Below are 14,348 nucleotides of genomic sequence, written 5' to 3' on the forward strand. Positions count from 1 at the left end.
TTTCTAGCGTTTTCGAGCTGCGAAACGTCAGCTGCTGGCGTTGTTCAGCACGGTGACGGCGCGGCGGTTCTGCGTCCAGCAGGACTCGTCGTTGCAAACGGCGACCGGACGTTCCTTGCCATAGGAGATCGTCCGCAGGCGCTCGCCCGAAACACCGCGCGAAACGAGATAGTCGCGCACCGCGTTGGCGCGGCGGGCGCCAAGGGCGATGTTGTACTGGCGCGTGCCGCGCTCGTCGGCATGGCCTTCGATCGTAACCGTGTACTTGCCGTAGCGGTTCAGCCACTGGGCCTGCTTGTCCAGAGTGCCCCTGGCCTGCGCGGAGAGCGTGGACTGGTCCTCGGAGAAATAAACCCTGTCGCCGACATTGACGACGAAGTCCTGCCCGGAGCCCGGCACTGCGTTGTTGGTAAGGCCGTCCTGCTTGTTTTGCGCGCAGGCTGCCAGCGTCAATCCCGTCGCCAGAACGGCAGCAAAACGAAAGCTGCGGGCGACCGTACCCATGTTCATCATCAAATCTCTACTCCTGCTCCCCTGCGTCCCCCGACAGGGTAAACCGTTGATAGCCAAAACTGGTTAAATCGGCGTTCTCAAACTTGGTAAACGGCTGGTAAATTGTCGCGGAGCGGGGAGGATCGCGCGAAAATTCCGCAGCCGCCGTTTAGTTCCTCTTCGTCAATCCAGCAAGGGCGACCATGCCGGATCGGACGCGAAGGCGGGCGTGTCGATGCGCTGCTCGTTGTAGCCCGTCAGGTCCACCGTCCACAGCTGCGGTCCGCCGTTGTTGCCCGGCGTGTCGCGGAAGAACACCAGCACGCGGCCGTTCGGCGCCCAGGCCGGGCCTTCGTTGTGATAGCCCTCCGTCAGGATGCGTTCGCCCGAACCGTCCGGTTTCATCACACCAATCATGAAGCGACCCTGGTTCTGCTTGGTGAAGGCGATCAGGTCGCCGCGCGGCGACCATACCGGCGTCGAATAGCGGCCGGGCCCGAAGCTGATGCGCTGCGGGTTCGAGCCGTCCGCGTTCATCGTGTAGAGCTGCTGGGTGCCGCCGCGGTCGGACTCGAACACGATCTGCGAGCCGTCCGGAGAAAAGGACGGGCTGGTGTCGATGGCGGGCGTGTTGGAAAGCCGCGTAGTGCGGCGCGAGCGCAGGTCCATCTCGTAGATGTTGGCATTGCCGCCCTGCTGCAGGCTCATCACCACCTTCTGCCCGTCGGGCGAGAAGCGCGGCGCGAAGGTCATGCCGGGAAAGTTGCCAACCACCTCACGCTGGCCCGTCTCGATATTGAGCAGGTAGACCGCCGGATCGACGCCCTCATAGGACATGTAGGTGACTTCCTGCCGGGTCGGCGAGAAGCGCGGGGTCAGCACCAGCGTTTCGCCGTTGGTCAGGTAGCGCAGGTTGGCGCCGTCCTGGTCCATGATCGCCAGCCGCTTGACGCGCTTGTCCTTCGGCCCGCCCTCGGCGACGAAGACGACGCGGGTGTCGAAATAGCCCTTCTCGCCCGTCAGCCGCTCGTAGATCGCATCGGCGATGATATGGGCAAGCCGGCGCCACTGGTCCGGCGTCGTGTAGAACTGCTGGCCGAGCATTTGCTCGCCGGCGAACACGTCCCAGAGGCGGAAGTCGGCGCGAAGGCGGCCGTCCGGCTGCTGGGTCACGCCGCCGACCACCAGCGCCTGCGCGCCGATCGGCCGCCAAGAACCGAAATTCGGTACCGCGCTGACGGAGAGGCCCTGCTCGATGAAGCTGGCCGGATCGAGCGGACGAAACAGCCCCGAGCGCTGCAGATCGGAGGTGATCACGTCGCTGATGTCGCGCGCCAGCTTGTCGGAGGCCCCGCCGCCGCCGAAGGCCGGCAGGGCGATGGGCAACGGTTCGACGGTGCCCTGCGTGATGTCGATCTCGACGAGCGCGGCCGCCGGGGTGGCGCCCAGGCAGGCAGCGGCCAGCAGGAAGGCCGCGGCCGCGGCCCTGACATGGCCGGCGACCGCCGATATGCGAGCCTTCACCGGAAGCAACATGAAACGGAACTCCCTTGTTCGGTCTGGATGCGGGCGGTTGGGAGCCGCCCCTCCGCGCGGGCTAACCGCCCAACAGTTCGCGCGGATCGAAATTGATGATGACTTCCCGCCAGGCGTCGTATTTGGCGACCGGCAGGGAATACGGGGCGCAGCGCAGCACAGCGCGCTTGGCGCTTTCGGCGGCGATGCCGAAGGACGGGTTGCCGCTGGAATTCATCACCTGCGGCAACTGGTCCACATCGCCACCCTGGGTGAAGGAGACCTTCAGCCGGACGTTCAGGTCGTCGGCGCCGGCCGCGCCCACCGGCGGGTTCCAGCATCGGGCGATTTGACCGCGCAGCGCGTCGAGTTCCGACTGGGTCATCTGCACGTTGGACTGGCCCTTGTCGCTGCCGAGCGAAGCCGGCGTGGAGGAGGCCTGCGTGCCGCCGCCCGAAGGGTCGACCTTGTTGAGCAGCGCGGCGATGTCGGTCGTGTCGAAGTCCTTCTTCTTTTCTTCCGTGCGCGCGGTCTGGGTGCGCTTGGGCGGCGTCGGCTTGGAACGCGGTGTCACCTTGACCGGCGTTGCCTCGGCCACCTTAGGTGCTTCCTCCACCTTCTGCGGCTCCGGCGTCGGAGCCTTTTCAGCGACCGGCGCGGGCGCGGGCTGGGGTGCCGGCTGAGGCTCGGCGACCTCCTTGGGTGCGGGCGGCTCCGGCGTCTTCTGGGCCGGCGGCGTCGGGGCGGGCGTCGGCTGGGCCTTGGAGGGCTGGTTCTTGGCTTCCGGAACCGATGGCGTCGGCTGTTCCTTTTTCGCGTCGCCGGTCTTGGCGTCGGGCTGTGGCGCCTCGGCCTTCTTTTCCGTCGGCTTCGGCGCCTCTTCCTCGCGCAGTTCCGCCGTTTTCTCGCCCTTCCTCAGTTTGGTGAGATCGGAGATCGGCACGAGATCGACCGGCAGGCTGTCCACCGGGGGCACATCGAACGGGCGCGCGTCCGGGAAGGCGATTACCCCCCAAAGCAGAATGGCCAGATGGCCGACAGTGGACGCGATGAGCCCGGCACGCATGCGCTATTGCTGCTCCTCAAGGGTGACGAGACCGAGGCGCTTGTAGCCGGCCGCATTGATGCGGCCCATGACGTTCATGATCGTGCCGTAGTCGGAATCCCGGTCGCCGCGCACGTAGATGCGCTCCTCATAGCCGTTGGCGGCAATCGCCTGCAGCTTGGCGATCAGTTCCTCGACCGCGATTTCAGTGTCCTGGATGTAGACCTGGCCGCCCGAACTCACGGAGATCGTGATTGGCTCGGTATCGCCCTCGAGCGGCTTGGCCCGGGACTCCGGCAGATCGATCGGCACGCCGACGGTCAGCAGCGGGGCCGCGATCATGAAGATGATCAGGAGCACCAGCATCACGTCGACGAAAGGCGTGACGTTGATCTCGCTCAGCGGCTGCGAGCGCCTGCGGCCACGCCTGCGGCCTCCGCCAGCCCCGGCACTGTTGAGTTGCATCGCCATCGGTCACATCCTCTCGTCGATCTGACGGGACAGGATGGCGGAAAACTCGTCGGCGAAGCCTTCCATCCGGCCGGAGAGCCTGGTCGCATCCGACGACAGCTTGTTGTAGGCGATGACCGCCGGAATGGCTGCGAGCAGGCCCAGCGCGGTAGCAAACAGCGCCTCGGCGATGCCGGGCGCGACCACCGCCAGATTGGTGTTCTTCGATGCCGCGATCGCCTGGAACGCGGTCATGATGCCCCACACCGTGCCGAACAGGCCGATGAAGGGAGCGGCCGAGCCGACTGTCGCCAGCACCAGCAGGCGGCTTTCCAGCCGCTCCTGCTCGCGCGCGATCGTCACGTCCATCACGCGGTCGATGCGCTGCTGCAGGCTGGCGATCGCCGGCTTCGCCGTCTCGTGGCTGCGCTTCCATTCGCGCATCGCCGCGACGAAGAGAGCGGCCATGGAATGGTTGGCCCGGTTGGCGAGCGTCTTGTACAGCTCCTCCAGCGACTGGCCGGACCAGAACACCGTCTCGAAGCGGTTCATCTGCCGTTTGGTGCGCAGATAAAGGAACCATTTGTCGACTATGATCGCCCAGCACCACACCGATGCGGCGAGCAGGCCGATCATCACCAGCTTGACGACGATATGCGCCTGCAGGAACAGCGAGAAGAAGGAGATATCGCTATCCGCCGCTGCGACCGTCGACTGCGCGAGTTCCACCGTGGTCATGTATGTTCAAACCTCTTGCCCAATCCGGCCGCCCCGGCGCCGGATGCTGGCTTTTCGGCCTAACCGGCCTTCAGCCGATCCCCGGACCGGCAACCCCAAAACCGCTGCCCGTCCACATGGCTGCAATCGCCGTCTCACTGACGCTCGATTCTGGCAAAACTGGGACTTAGGTCCGGGCCTTGCAAAATCGGCTTACATAATTGCGGTCGATATTGCAGATCCCGTCCCCGAAAGGCATTGAGGTCAAATACGATTAATGACCCGTTAGGGTTACGGACGCGTTAAAATCAAAATAACCCTCGACACAATCGCGTCATCGCGTCATCGGGTTCCGGCGTCGCCCGCTGCCGGCCGGAGCCTTTCGGCAAGGCCGGCGGGCAGTCGGCGCGGCTTGCCGTCGCGCGAAATCACCGCGATCGTCACCTGCGCCGCCATCAGAACCTCGTCGTCCCGCCGCGCTTCCTGGCGAAGGACAATCCGCGCGCCCTTGGCCTCTTCCAGAACCGTCACGATTTCAAGCACATCGTCGATGCGGGCGGGCTTCAGGAAATCGATCTCCATCCGCCGTGCGGCAAAAGCGAGCCGCTCGCCGTGCAGGCCGTCGTCCAGTTCGTTGTGATGGATGCCGCAAAGGCGCAGGAAGTCGGAGCGTCCGCGCTCCAGGAACTTCAGGTAGGCGGCATGATAGACGACGCCGGAAAAATCCGTGTCCTCGTAATAGATGCGCACGGGCAGAATGTGGCCTGCCCCCGTCAGCCGGCCCGCGAGATCGGGCCAGGCAGAGGGGCGATTGCCCGCGTCACTCATCGTCGAACAGCCCGACCTGCGGCTGATCGGCGCGGGTCGGCACGGCGAGGCCAAGGTGGCGGAAGGCCTGCGGCGTCAGGATGCGGCCGCGCGGCGTGCGCTGGATATAACCGTTCTGGATCAGATAGGGCTCGACGATCTCCTCGATCGCGTCGCGCGGCTCCGAAAGGGCGGCGGCGATCGTCTCGATGCCGACCGGACCGCCGCCGAAATTGAGCGCGATCTGCGTCAGGTAGCGGCGGTCGAGCTGGTCGAGACCGGCGCTGTCCACCTCAAGCTGGGTAAGCGCGCGATCGGCGACGGCGGCGTCAACCTTGCCGTTCCCGCCGACGACGGCGAAATCGCGCACCCGGCGCAGCAGGCGGCCGGCGATGCGCGGCGTCCCGCGCGAGCGCTTGGCGATTTCCGTCGCCCCGTCGCCGGTCATGGCGAGGCCGAGGATGCGGGCGCCGCGCCGCACGATAAGCTCAAGCTCCTCGACCGTGTAGAACTGCAGGCGTACGGGAATGCCGAAGCGGTCGCGCAGCGGCGTCGTCAGGAGGCCGAGACGCGTGGTCGCGGCGACCAGCGTGAACTTCGCCAGGTCGATCTTCACCGAGCGCGCCGCCGGTCCCTCGCCGATGATCAGGTCGAGCTGGAAATCCTCCATCGCCGGATAAAGCACTTCCTCCACCGCCGGGTTGAGGCGGTGGATCTCGTCGATGAACAGGACGTCGCGCTCCTCCAGATTGGTCAGCAGCGCGGCGAGATCACCCGCCTTGGCGATCACCGGCCCGGAGGTGGCGCGGAAATTGACGCCGAGCTCGCGCGCCATGATCTGGGCAAGCGTCGTCTTGCCGAGGCCGGGAGGGCCGACGAAAAGCACGTGGTCCAGCGCCTCGCCGCGCGCCTTGGCCGCCTCGATGAAGATCTTCAGGTTGGCGCGCGCCTGCGCCTGGCCGACGAATTCGTCGAGCGCCTGCGGACGCATGGTCGTGTCGATCTCGTCGCCGCGCACCGAAGGGCTGACAATACGGCTTTCCCCGTCGATCATGAGGCAAGCTCCTTGAGCCCGAGACGGATCAGCGTTTCAGTCGTGGCCGCCTCGCCGGCGGAAGCGGAGGCGCGCGCCACCGCGCCGCTCGCCTGCGCCTGCGAATAGCCGAGGTTGACCAGCGCGGAGACCGCATCGCGCACGCCGTTGCCGGCAACACCGGCCTCCACGCCGCGCGCCACGGTGACCGCCGCCTCGTCGACGCCGCCGAAAGCCGGCGCCTTGTCCTTCAGCTCCGCGATGATGCGCTCCGCAACCCGCTTGCCGACACCGGGCGCCCGCGAGATCATCGCCTTGTCGCCAAAGGCGATCGCATTGGCGATCTCGGGCGCCTTGAGGACGCCGAGCAGGCCGAGCGCCACCTTGGCGCCAACGCCCTGCACCGTCATCAGCAGGCGGAACCATTCGCGCTCCGCCTCGCTTGCGAAACCGTAGAGGCGGATCAGGTCCTCGCGCACGATCGTCTCGATGAAGAGGATCGCCGCCTCGCCAGCCGACGGCAGCCCCTGGAGGATGCGGGCCGGGCAGAAGACCTGGTAGCCGACGCCATGTACGTCGAGGATCAGGTGATCCTCGGCGAGGCTGTCGACAGTGCCCTTCAGCTTGCCGATCATCGCGCGCCCGCCCCCGCTTCCGCCAGCCGGCTCTGCGGCGTGCCGCGATGCTGGGCGTGGCAGACGGCGATGGCCAGCGCGTCGGCGGCGTCGTCGGAATTGAAACTCGCCTTCGGCATCAGGACCTTCACCATCATGCGGATCTGCTCCTTCTCCGCGTGCCCGGTGCCGACCACGGTCTTCTTGACGAGGTTGGGCGCGTATTCGGCCACCTTCAGCCCGTGCAGGGCCGGCACCAGCATGGCCACACCGCGCGCCTGGCCGAGCTTCAGCGTCGCGCCGGCATCCTTGTTGACGAAGGTCAGTTCCACCGCCGCTTCCTGCGGCTCGTGACGCGCAATCACATCCAGCAGCCCGTCATGGAGCTGACGCAGCCGCTCGGCGAGATCCAGCCGGTTGTCCGAGGTCACGGTGCCGGAAGCGAGGAAGACGAGCCGGTTGCCCATCGCCTCGATCAGGCCCCAGCCGGTGCGGCGCAAGCCCGGATCGATGCCGAGGATTCGAATCGGATGCATCATGGAACAAATCGGTAACGCCAAAATCCGGCCGACACCAGCGCCGGGCAGCGCGCGCCGCCGGAAAAGTGCTGGGAAACCGCTTGAGGCGGTCCTATATCGCCATTTTCGGTGGCGTTTCTCGCCACATCAGGCCGTCGCGACCTTTCCGGTCGCTACCGCGTCGCCTGGCTTCTCGCCATCCTGCAGCGCATCGGCGCGCGTCGACCGGCCATGGCGGGCCAGGTCCCCGATCGGCATGGGCCGCCCCAGCAGATAGCCCTGCCCCTCGTCGCAGCCCTCGGCACGCAGGATCGACATCTGATCGCCTGTCTCGATACCTTCGGCCAGGACCGGGATCTCCAGGCTCTTGCCGAGCGCCAGCACGGCGCGGACGATCGCCATGGACTGGCGGTCTTCCTGAATGCCGTCCACGAATGCCTTGTCGAGCTTGATCTTGTCGAAGGGGAACGTCCGCAGCGTTTCGAGGGAAGAGTAACCGCTTCCGAAATCGTCCAGCGCCATGGCCACGCCCAGCGCCTTGATCTGGCGCATGACATGCAGCGAACGCGACTTGTCCTTGACGAGCGCGGTCTCGGTCAGTTCAAGCTCCAGCCGGTGCGGCGCAAGGCCCGTCTCGACCAGCACCTCATGCACGAGGCGCGGCAGGTTTGAGTCCATGAACTGCACGGCGGAAACGTTGACCGCCACCCGGTAGCCGGACTCCCATTCGGCAGCGTCCATGCACGCCCGCCGCAACACCCAGGCTCCCAGGGAGGAAATCAGGCCGTTTTCCTCGGCCAGCGGAATGAAATCGGAAGGGGGGATCGGCCCGAACTGCGGATGCGTCCACCTGAGCAGCGCCTCGTATCCGTGGATTTCCCCGGCGGCGAGCGACATCTGCACCTGATAATGCACTTCGAGCTCATCGTGCTCCAGCGCGTATCTCAGGGCCTCGGCCAGTTGCCTCCGCTTGCGGACGGCCGCGCCGATCTCGGCGTCGTAGAAGCAGATCGTCTCGCGGTAGCCGACCTTGGCGTGATACATGGCAAGATCGGCATTGTTGATCAGCTCGTCGACGTCCTCGGCGTCATCCGGCCAGACGGCCGCACCGAGACTCGCTCCAACGGCGGCTTCCATCGCGCTGATCTTCATGGGCTGGCTGAAGACGCCGGCGAGACGATCCGCAAAGGCCGCGATCTCGCTCTTGTCTTCAAACCTCCGGATCGCCGCGAATTCGTCGCCACCCAGACGCGCCACGAATTCCGCTCCCTCGAGCGCCCGCGCCATGCGGCGGGCAAGGGTCTTCAGCGCCTCGTCCCCGGCGGCATGGCCAAGCGTATCGTTGATGTCCTTGAAGCGGTTGAGATCGATGACGATGACGGCGAACTTTCCGTCCGCCTCCCGGGCTTCGCGATGAGCCTCGGCAAGCCTGCTCTTGAAGCTGGCGCGGTTGGGCAGCCCGGTCAGCGCGTCATGCGTCGCCATGTGGCGGATCTGCTTGTTGGAATCCGCCCGTACGTTGATATCGATCAGGTAGCTCGTCAGCCCGGTGCCGACGATGATGATAGCGGCGACCGCAATGGCCAAAGCGAGCGCGACGACCGCATGTGCGTCGACCTCGGGGAATGTCTGCGCCATCGGCGTGACGCGGAAGGCGGTCATGGCGGTGAAATGGAGGCTGACGATGCCGGCCACCATCAGCGCAACCGCACCCCAGTAACGCGACGATCCCAGATGGCGACGGCACAGCAGGGACAGCGCCGCGGACGAGCAGACCACCGCGAGCAGGATCGCCGCGGCGATAAAATCGTGCCGCCACTCGACCAGGCCGATGACCCGGTAGGCGAACATGCCCGTGAAATGCATGGCGGCAATCGACAGGCCGGCCAGTGCGCCGCCCATTGCGGGAAACACCCGGCTTGCCCGTGCTCCGCTGACGAGAAAGGCACCGAAGAGCCCGGCCATCGCAACCACGAGCGACAGCACCGTCATTGCCGGGTCGAAGGTTACCGGCACCTGCGGCTGGTAGGCCAGCATGGCGACGAAGTGCGTCGCCCACACGCCGCCCCCGCCCGCGACGGCGGCAAGGAATTGCCAGCCCAACCTCTGGCTTCCCCGCGTGCAGACGCCACGGCGAAGAAGCCGCAAGGTAACGGCGGAGCCGAAAACGCAGATAATGGCGGCAAGAATGACGAGCGCGATATTGTGATCATACAATATGCAGCTGATAACACTGACCATAAACGACAATCCGCAAAGATGCCCACTCCCGACACATTTATATCGATAGAAAGTTGCGGTTCTGTTGACGCAGCGCCGCGGATTGATAAGCAGTAACCCTGATTGCGGGCGCGAATCCCAACGCGGCCGTCCGCACCTTTGTATGATTCCACATCGACATCTGAACCTGGGTTGGCATTCCAATGCCCGAATTCATTGCCAGCCTGGACAATGGCGGCCTCACAATCGCGATTGCCGCCGTCGTCATCGGCGGCATCGTGCGCGGCTTCGCCGGTTTCGGCGCGGGCATGATCTTCATGCCGGTCGCCTCGGCGCTGATCGACCCGCGCGTCGCGGCGGCGAGTTTCCTCGTGGTCGACAGCCTCATCACGCTGCCGATCGTGGCGCGCTCCTTTCGCATCTGCCAGTGGCGGACGGTGATTCCGGCAGCTATCGGGGCCGCGCTTTTCGTGCCGCTCGGCGCCTACGCGCTGGCGGTCGCGGATATCCTCGTCCTGCGCTGGGTCATCTCGGGCATCGTGCTCGGGCTTTGCGCCCTGCTTGCCACCGGCTGGCGCTATCATGGCGTCCCGACTGTGCCGGTCTCCCTCGGCGTCGGCGCCAGCGCCGGCTTTCTCGGCGGCCTCAGCCAGATTTCCGGCCCGCCCGTCGTCGCCTTCTGGCTGTCGGGTCCGGACAATCCCGCAATCATCCGCGCCAACCTGATGGTGTTCTTCGCGCTGGCCAGCATCATGACCTTCGTCGCTTACGTAACCGGCGGCTTCTTCACCGGCGACGTGGCGAGGCTGCTCCTGTTTGCCGCGCCTGCCTACGCGGTGGCGCTGTTCATCGGCGCGCGCGGCTTCGGCAGGGCAAGTCCGCGGCTCTACCGCAGCGTGGCCTATGGGCTGATCGCGTTAGCCGCGATCACCAGCCTGCCCGCGCTCGACGGCCTTCTGCGTCGCTAGATCGCTTTCGCGGCAAGAAACGCCCTTTCCCGGGCGCCCGGATCGCCATGCGCTGGCCCGCCCGATGCATCCATGCGTGTTTGCGGCAAACGCCCATCCCACGATCCGTCGTCATCCCGGCCCGCGGGCGCGGCAGCGCATGGCGAGAGCCGGAATCCAGAGATCTTTCGCACGCGGCGATTGACATTCCGCCGCCTGGATTGCCGAAATGCCGAGTGTTCCCGGTTGCCCTCGGCAAATAAAAATGGCGGGATCGCTCCCGCCATTCGATCGATTCAATGCGATGAACTTGATCAGGCGGCCGTCAGGCTGGCCAGCGTCTCGGCGTCGATGTCGTAGTTGGCGTAGACGTTCTGGACGTCGTCGTCATCCTCGAGCAGGCCGATGAGCTTCATCATCGTCTGCGCCTTTTCCGCGTCGATCGGCGACAGCGTCTGCGGCTTCCAGACGGTGTTGACGGTGTCGGCCTCGCCCAGCGCTTCTTCCAGGGCCTTCGAAACCTCGCCCAGGCTCTCGAAGGCGCAGGTCACCACGTGCCCTTCCTCGTCCGATTGCACGTCGTCGGCCCCCGCCTCGATCGCCGCTTCCAGCACGGCTTCCGCGCTGCCGGCTTCCGGCTTGTAGACGATCTCGCCCACCCGGTCGAACATGAAGGAGACGGAGCCCGTCTCGCCCATCGAGCCGCCGCATTTGGTGAAATAGGAGCGGACGTTGGAGGCGGAACGGTTGCGGTTGTCGGTCAGCGCCTCGACGATCACGGCGACGCCGCCCGGGCCGTAGCCTTCGTAGCGGATCTCTTCGTAGTTGTCGCCTTCGCCCGCCTGCGACTTGTTGATCGCCCGCTGGATGTTGTCCTTGGGCATCGACTGGGCCTTGGCGTTCTGGATCGCCAGGCGCAGGCGCGGGTTCGCATCCGGATCGGGGCCGCCGGCCTTGGCCGCCACCGTAATTTCCTTGGAAAGCTTGGAGAAGAGCTTCGAGCGGACAGCATCCTGCCGTCCCTTGCGATGCATGATGTTCTTGAATTGTGAATGTCCGGCCATGTCGTATCCCGGCTTGTGGTCTGTTCGATCTGGTTGGTCGCGGTCGCCCCGCGCCGGAGCGGCCAGCGAAGGCGGAGGGGCGGCTGGGCTGTCGCGCCTTCCTCCCGCGGGCAAGCTGTCAATCGGACCAGCTTATAGGCGCGGCGGGCGCGAAAATCTAGGGCGGGTCGATTGGGCCCCGGGTCCGCGCCCTACCGCTTCCCGTCCGGCCAGAAGGGCGGCGTCACCTGCGCGAGCCGCCCGCCGATGCGAAGCGGCGCCACGTCGGTTGCAAGCCCGGTTGCGTCGTCGATCTCCACCGCCACGCCGCATACCGTCGCCTCGCCTTCCGCCGGCGCGAAGCGTGCCGTCGGGATCTTGCGCAGGAAGCGGCTGATCGGCTCTTCCTTGTCCATGCCGAGCACGGAATCGTAATCGCCGCACATTCCCGCGTCACTCATGTAGGCCGTGCCGCCCGGCAGGATCTGGTGGTCGGCGGTCGGCACGTGGGTATGGGTGCCGACGACGAGACTCACCCGCCCGTCGACGAAATGGCCCATCGCCTGTTTCTCGCTCGTTGCCTCCGCGTGGAAGTCGATGACGATCGCATCCGCCACTTCGCGCAGGGGACAGGCTTCCAGCGCCGCCTCGACCGCCGCGAAGGGGTCGTCCAGGCTGTCCATGTAAATGCGGCCCATCGCGTTGATCACCAGCACGCGCGCTCCATTGCGCGCCGTATAGAGATGGGCGCCCCGGCCCGGGGTGCCGGGAGGAAAGTTCACCGGCCGCAGCAGGCGGTCCTGCCGTTCGATATAGACGAGTGTCTCGCGCTGGTCCCAGACGTGATTGCCGGTGGTGACCACATCGGCGCCGGCGTCCAGCACGTCGCGCAGAATTTCTTCGGTAATGCCGAAGCCGCGCGCCGAGTTCTCGCCGTTCACAATAACGAAGTCGATTGCATTGTCCTCGATGAGGCCGGGCAACGCTTCGATCGCCGCCGTTCTGCCGGTCCGTCCGACAAGATCGCCGAGAAAGAGCAGGCGCATGTCAGACGAACTCCCTGCAGTGAATGATTTCGCGTTCCGTCACGATGAGGGAGAGCGGCTGGTCGTGATCCTCGAAGGGAACCGCCGGCACTTCCTGCACCGAGAAGGCGACGCCGATGCATAAGGGTTTTGCCGTGGAGCGCAAGGCCCCGATCGCCTGGTCGTAATATCCCTTGCCGTAGCCGAGCCTGTGGCCAACCCTGTCGAAGGCGGCAAGCGGCACCAGCATGACCGCCGGCGACAGCACGTCCGCCTCCGGGCCGGGCTCGACCGTGCCGAAGCCCGCCTTGACCAGTCGCGTTTCGGGATCGAGGCGGCGGAACACCAGTTTCCCCTCGACGATCGCCGGCAGGCAGAGCCTGTGCCCGTGCTGGCGGAGGTTGTGCATGGCCGGGCGCGGGTCGATCTCGTCACGGATCGGCCAGAAGCCGGAAACGACCGCGCCGGGCTCGAACGAAAGTTCGGCGATCCGGTCGGCCACCGCCAGCGACCCCTCGATCCGCGCTTCCGGGCTGAGCCCTCCCCTGCGGCGAAGCGCTTCTTCCCGCAGGGCCGCCTTGGCCTGCCGGTTGCCGCCGCCGTCTATCGCTGAATTCTCGCTCACGCCGTCATCCTTGCCGTTGCAACTGCCTCATTGCGGCAATCGGCCGAGCCTTGCAACTGGCGTCGTCCCGGTCAACCTCCCGGATCGCCGGACGGCGTCCAAATCGAGATGAGGGAAAATGGCGTGGCCACCTCGGCCGTCGGAGGTTGCAATCCCGGGAAACCTACAATCGTAGGTGGGCGCCGTGTGCCCGAGCCCACGGGCAAGGGCAAGAACAGCTCCCGAGGGATGCGTAAGGCCCCGGGGATATGTCTCCTGACGCACCGCGCAGCCACGCCGACTGCTCATATAGCTTCAAGAGATGCCGATTGCCACTGCCGTCTTTCGGCGGCAAAGGGTCAGTCACAGGAAAGCGGATCAAATTCGCCGGGATGCGGCATCGAAAGTCACGAACAAGTCACTCCTGCCGGGGCCTTGCGCCAACGGCCGCCCGGCATCTCAGGTATCAGCGGGCCGCATCGAGCGGGTCAGGCTCTCGGCGAGCTGCTCGATTCGCTTCGCCGCCTCCTCCAGACCTTCCGCAAGTTGCTGGCGGTCGCGCTCGGCATCCTCGGCGATGCTGGAACCGGAGTCGCGCAGGCTCTGCATTTCCCCTTCCAGCGCCTTCAGCCGGCGTTCCATCTCCGCCAGTTCGTCGGTGACCATGATCCCCGCCATCACCGTCAGCCTGAGGTCGCCGATTTCGCCGAAGCTGCCCCGCAGCGTTTCGATCGTGCCGTCGAAGCGGGTGGCCAGCGCCGTCAGCCGCTCTTCCTCGCCTTCATCGCAAGCCATGCGAAACGACCGGCCATTGATTGTCACCGTGATTTGCGGCATCGACGATCAGCCCCCATGGGTTTCCAGGACGGAACGGATGGATTCCATCGCCGAAACGAGGCGGCGCGAAACCTCGCGGTTGGCCTCTTCCAGCCTCGCGGCCCGTCCTTCCGCCTTGTCGAGCGTCTCGGCGAGCTGCGACCGGTCTTCGCCCAGCCGCTGAACGTCGTCATGCAGCGACCCGAGCGAGCGGTCCATCTCCAGGCGCCGCTCGACGACGGTTTCCAGCTTGCCGATTGCCTGCAGCAGACGGTCGAGCGATTCCGCTACCGATTGATTAGCTCCCGTTTCCCCGACCATGGTCATCGTCTCAAGTACACCTTTCGCTCCTGCGATGGACCGGACAGACCTGCCAGGTCAAGGCGCGACGGTTCGATGTAAACCCATTTCAACATCTAACCTTGCGTCAATGTTGAAAGAATGCGCGATTCCCTTTCCTTGCGATAGATGGTGACCAATTTGAGGTAAAATTTGGCGAGCT

16 protein-coding genes and 1 other RNA gene are annotated in these 14,348 nt (G+C 65.6%); 1 reads left to right on the top strand and 16 read right to left on the bottom strand.

Translation table 11 applies throughout. The annotated features are described in order from the left end of the window. Positions 1–27: 27 nt before the first annotated feature. The 10 genes from pal to H2509_RS09040 all read right to left on the bottom strand — a co-directional run bounded on the left by pal (position 28) and on the right by H2509_RS09040 (position 9,294). On the bottom strand, positions 28–513 hold the full coding sequence (gene pal / locus H2509_RS08995; protein ID WP_182164478.1) for a peptidoglycan-associated lipoprotein Pal: 486 nt from the start codon (positions 511–513) through the stop codon (positions 28–30). Positions 514–675: 162 nt separating this feature from the next. Beyond that, positions 676–2,028 (bottom strand): Tol-Pal system beta propeller repeat protein TolB, encoded by a 1,353-nt coding sequence (tolB, locus tag H2509_RS09000; protein ID WP_182164480.1) that lies wholly within the window; start codon positions 2,026–2,028, stop codon positions 676–678. Positions 2,029–2,089: 61 nt separating this feature from the next. Further along, positions 2,090–3,073: a cell envelope integrity protein TolA gene (locus H2509_RS09005; protein ID WP_182164482.1), complete on the bottom strand. Its 984-nt coding sequence runs from the start codon at positions 3,071–3,073 to the stop codon at positions 2,090–2,092. 3 nt (positions 3,074–3,076) lie between these two features. Further along, entirely contained in the window at positions 3,077–3,523 is a 447-nt protein-coding gene (gene tolR, locus H2509_RS09010) for a protein TolR (protein WP_182164484.1), read from the bottom strand. 3 nt (positions 3,524–3,526) lie between these two features. Next, positions 3,527–4,240, bottom strand: coding sequence for a protein TolQ (tolQ, locus tag H2509_RS09015; RefSeq protein WP_182164486.1), 714 nt, complete (start codon positions 4,238–4,240; stop codon positions 3,527–3,529). 321 nt (positions 4,241–4,561) lie between these two features. Further along, positions 4,562–5,047, bottom strand: a complete 486-nt coding sequence (gene ybgC, locus H2509_RS09020) for a tol-pal system-associated acyl-CoA thioesterase (protein WP_182164488.1) — start codon at positions 5,045–5,047, stop codon at positions 4,562–4,564. Beyond that, on the bottom strand, positions 5,040–6,080 hold the full coding sequence (ruvB, locus tag H2509_RS09025) for a Holliday junction branch migration DNA helicase RuvB (RefSeq protein WP_209001883.1): 1,041 nt from the start codon (positions 6,078–6,080) through the stop codon (positions 5,040–5,042). The genes ybgC and ruvB overlap by 8 nt, the downstream gene beginning before the upstream one ends. Then, entirely contained in the window at positions 6,077–6,694 is a 618-nt protein-coding gene (gene ruvA, locus H2509_RS09030) for a Holliday junction branch migration protein RuvA (RefSeq protein WP_182164490.1), read from the bottom strand. Before ruvA ends, ruvB begins: the two co-directional genes overlap by 4 nt. Beyond that, entirely contained in the window at positions 6,691–7,212 is a 522-nt protein-coding gene (ruvC, locus tag H2509_RS09035; RefSeq protein WP_182164492.1) for a crossover junction endodeoxyribonuclease RuvC, read from the bottom strand. The genes ruvA and ruvC overlap by 4 nt, the downstream gene beginning before the upstream one ends. A gap of 126 nt (positions 7,213–7,338) precedes the next feature. Further along, positions 7,339–9,294, bottom strand: coding sequence for a putative bifunctional diguanylate cyclase/phosphodiesterase (locus H2509_RS09040; RefSeq protein WP_235974823.1), 1,956 nt, complete (start codon positions 9,292–9,294; stop codon positions 7,339–7,341). Between the two features lie 320 nt (positions 9,295–9,614). Here H2509_RS09040 and H2509_RS09045 point away from each other — a divergent pair, with 320 nt between their 5' ends. Continuing rightward, positions 9,615–10,379 carry a sulfite exporter TauE/SafE family protein gene (locus tag H2509_RS09045; protein ID WP_182164496.1) on the top strand — a complete coding sequence of 255 codons (765 nt, stop codon included), beginning with the start codon at positions 9,615–9,617 and terminating at the stop codon, positions 10,377–10,379. A 293-nt stretch (positions 10,380–10,672) separates the two neighbouring features. Here H2509_RS09045 and H2509_RS09050 read toward each other — a convergent pair whose 3' ends face one another. The 6 genes from H2509_RS09050 to H2509_RS09075 all read right to left on the bottom strand — a co-directional run bounded on the left by H2509_RS09050 (position 10,673) and on the right by H2509_RS09075 (position 14,173). Then, positions 10,673–11,422: a YebC/PmpR family DNA-binding transcriptional regulator gene (locus H2509_RS09050; RefSeq protein WP_182164498.1), complete on the bottom strand. Its 750-nt coding sequence runs from the start codon at positions 11,420–11,422 to the stop codon at positions 10,673–10,675. Between the two features lie 191 nt (positions 11,423–11,613). Continuing rightward, a complete protein-coding gene (locus tag H2509_RS09055; protein ID WP_182164500.1) occupies positions 11,614–12,447 on the bottom strand; it encodes a TIGR00282 family metallophosphoesterase in 834 nt (277 codons plus the stop codon). Position 12,448: 1 nt separating this feature from the next. After that, positions 12,449–13,051 carry a 5-formyltetrahydrofolate cyclo-ligase gene (locus H2509_RS09060; RefSeq protein WP_328805031.1) on the bottom strand — a complete coding sequence of 201 codons (603 nt, stop codon included), beginning with the start codon at positions 13,049–13,051 and terminating at the stop codon, positions 12,449–12,451. Positions 13,052–13,171: 120 nt separating this feature from the next. Continuing rightward, positions 13,172–13,328: non-coding RNA, 6S RNA (gene ssrS, locus H2509_RS09065), on the bottom strand. Positions 13,329–13,489: 161 nt separating this feature from the next. Further along, entirely contained in the window at positions 13,490–13,867 is a 378-nt protein-coding gene (locus tag H2509_RS09070; protein WP_182164502.1) for a cell division protein ZapA, read from the bottom strand. Between the two features lie 6 nt (positions 13,868–13,873). Then, positions 13,874–14,173, bottom strand: coding sequence for a DUF4164 domain-containing protein (locus H2509_RS09075; protein WP_182164504.1), 300 nt, complete (start codon positions 14,171–14,173; stop codon positions 13,874–13,876). Between the last annotated feature and the right edge of the window lie 175 nt (positions 14,174–14,348).

Origin of the sequence: Stappia albiluteola (assembly GCF_014050225.1) — a bacterium.
Taxonomy (GTDB): domain Bacteria; phylum Pseudomonadota; class Alphaproteobacteria; order Rhizobiales; family Stappiaceae; genus Hongsoonwoonella; species Hongsoonwoonella albiluteola.

Excerpts from the sequence above, each read along its gene's own strand:
- pal (WP_182164478.1), bottom strand. The coding sequence starts at position 513 with ATGATGAACATGGGTACGGTCGCCCGCAGCTTTCGTTTTGCTGCCGTT.
- tolB (WP_182164480.1), bottom strand. The coding sequence starts at position 2,028 with ATGTTGCTTCCGGTGAAGGCTCGCATATCGGCGGTCGCCGGCCATGTC.
- H2509_RS09005 (WP_182164482.1), bottom strand. The coding sequence starts at position 3,073 with ATGCGTGCCGGGCTCATCGCGTCCACTGTCGGCCATCTGGCCATTCTG.
- tolR (WP_182164484.1), bottom strand. The coding sequence starts at position 3,523 with ATGGCGATGCAACTCAACAGTGCCGGGGCTGGCGGAGGCCGCAGGCGT.
- tolQ (WP_182164486.1), bottom strand. The coding sequence starts at position 4,240 with ATGACCACGGTGGAACTCGCGCAGTCGACGGTCGCAGCGGCGGATAGC.
- ybgC (WP_182164488.1), bottom strand. The coding sequence starts at position 5,047 with ATGAGTGACGCGGGCAATCGCCCCTCTGCCTGGCCCGATCTCGCGGGC.
- ruvB (WP_209001883.1), bottom strand. The coding sequence starts at position 6,080 with ATGATCGACGGGGAAAGCCGTATTGTCAGCCCTTCGGTGCGCGGCGAC.
- ruvA (WP_182164490.1), bottom strand. The coding sequence starts at position 6,694 with ATGATCGGCAAGCTGAAGGGCACTGTCGACAGCCTCGCCGAGGATCAC.
- ruvC (WP_182164492.1), bottom strand. The coding sequence starts at position 7,212 with ATGATGCATCCGATTCGAATCCTCGGCATCGATCCGGGCTTGCGCCGC.
- H2509_RS09045 (WP_182164496.1), top strand. The coding sequence starts at position 9,615 with ATGCCCGAATTCATTGCCAGCCTGGACAATGGCGGCCTCACAATCGCG.
- H2509_RS09050 (WP_182164498.1), bottom strand. The coding sequence starts at position 11,422 with ATGGCCGGACATTCACAATTCAAGAACATCATGCATCGCAAGGGACGG.
- H2509_RS09055 (WP_182164500.1), bottom strand. The coding sequence starts at position 12,447 with ATGCGCCTGCTCTTTCTCGGCGATCTTGTCGGACGGACCGGCAGAACG.
- H2509_RS09070 (WP_182164502.1), bottom strand. The coding sequence starts at position 13,867 with ATGCCGCAAATCACGGTGACAATCAATGGCCGGTCGTTTCGCATGGCT.
- H2509_RS09075 (WP_182164504.1), bottom strand. The coding sequence starts at position 14,173 with ATGACCATGGTCGGGGAAACGGGAGCTAATCAATCGGTAGCGGAATCG.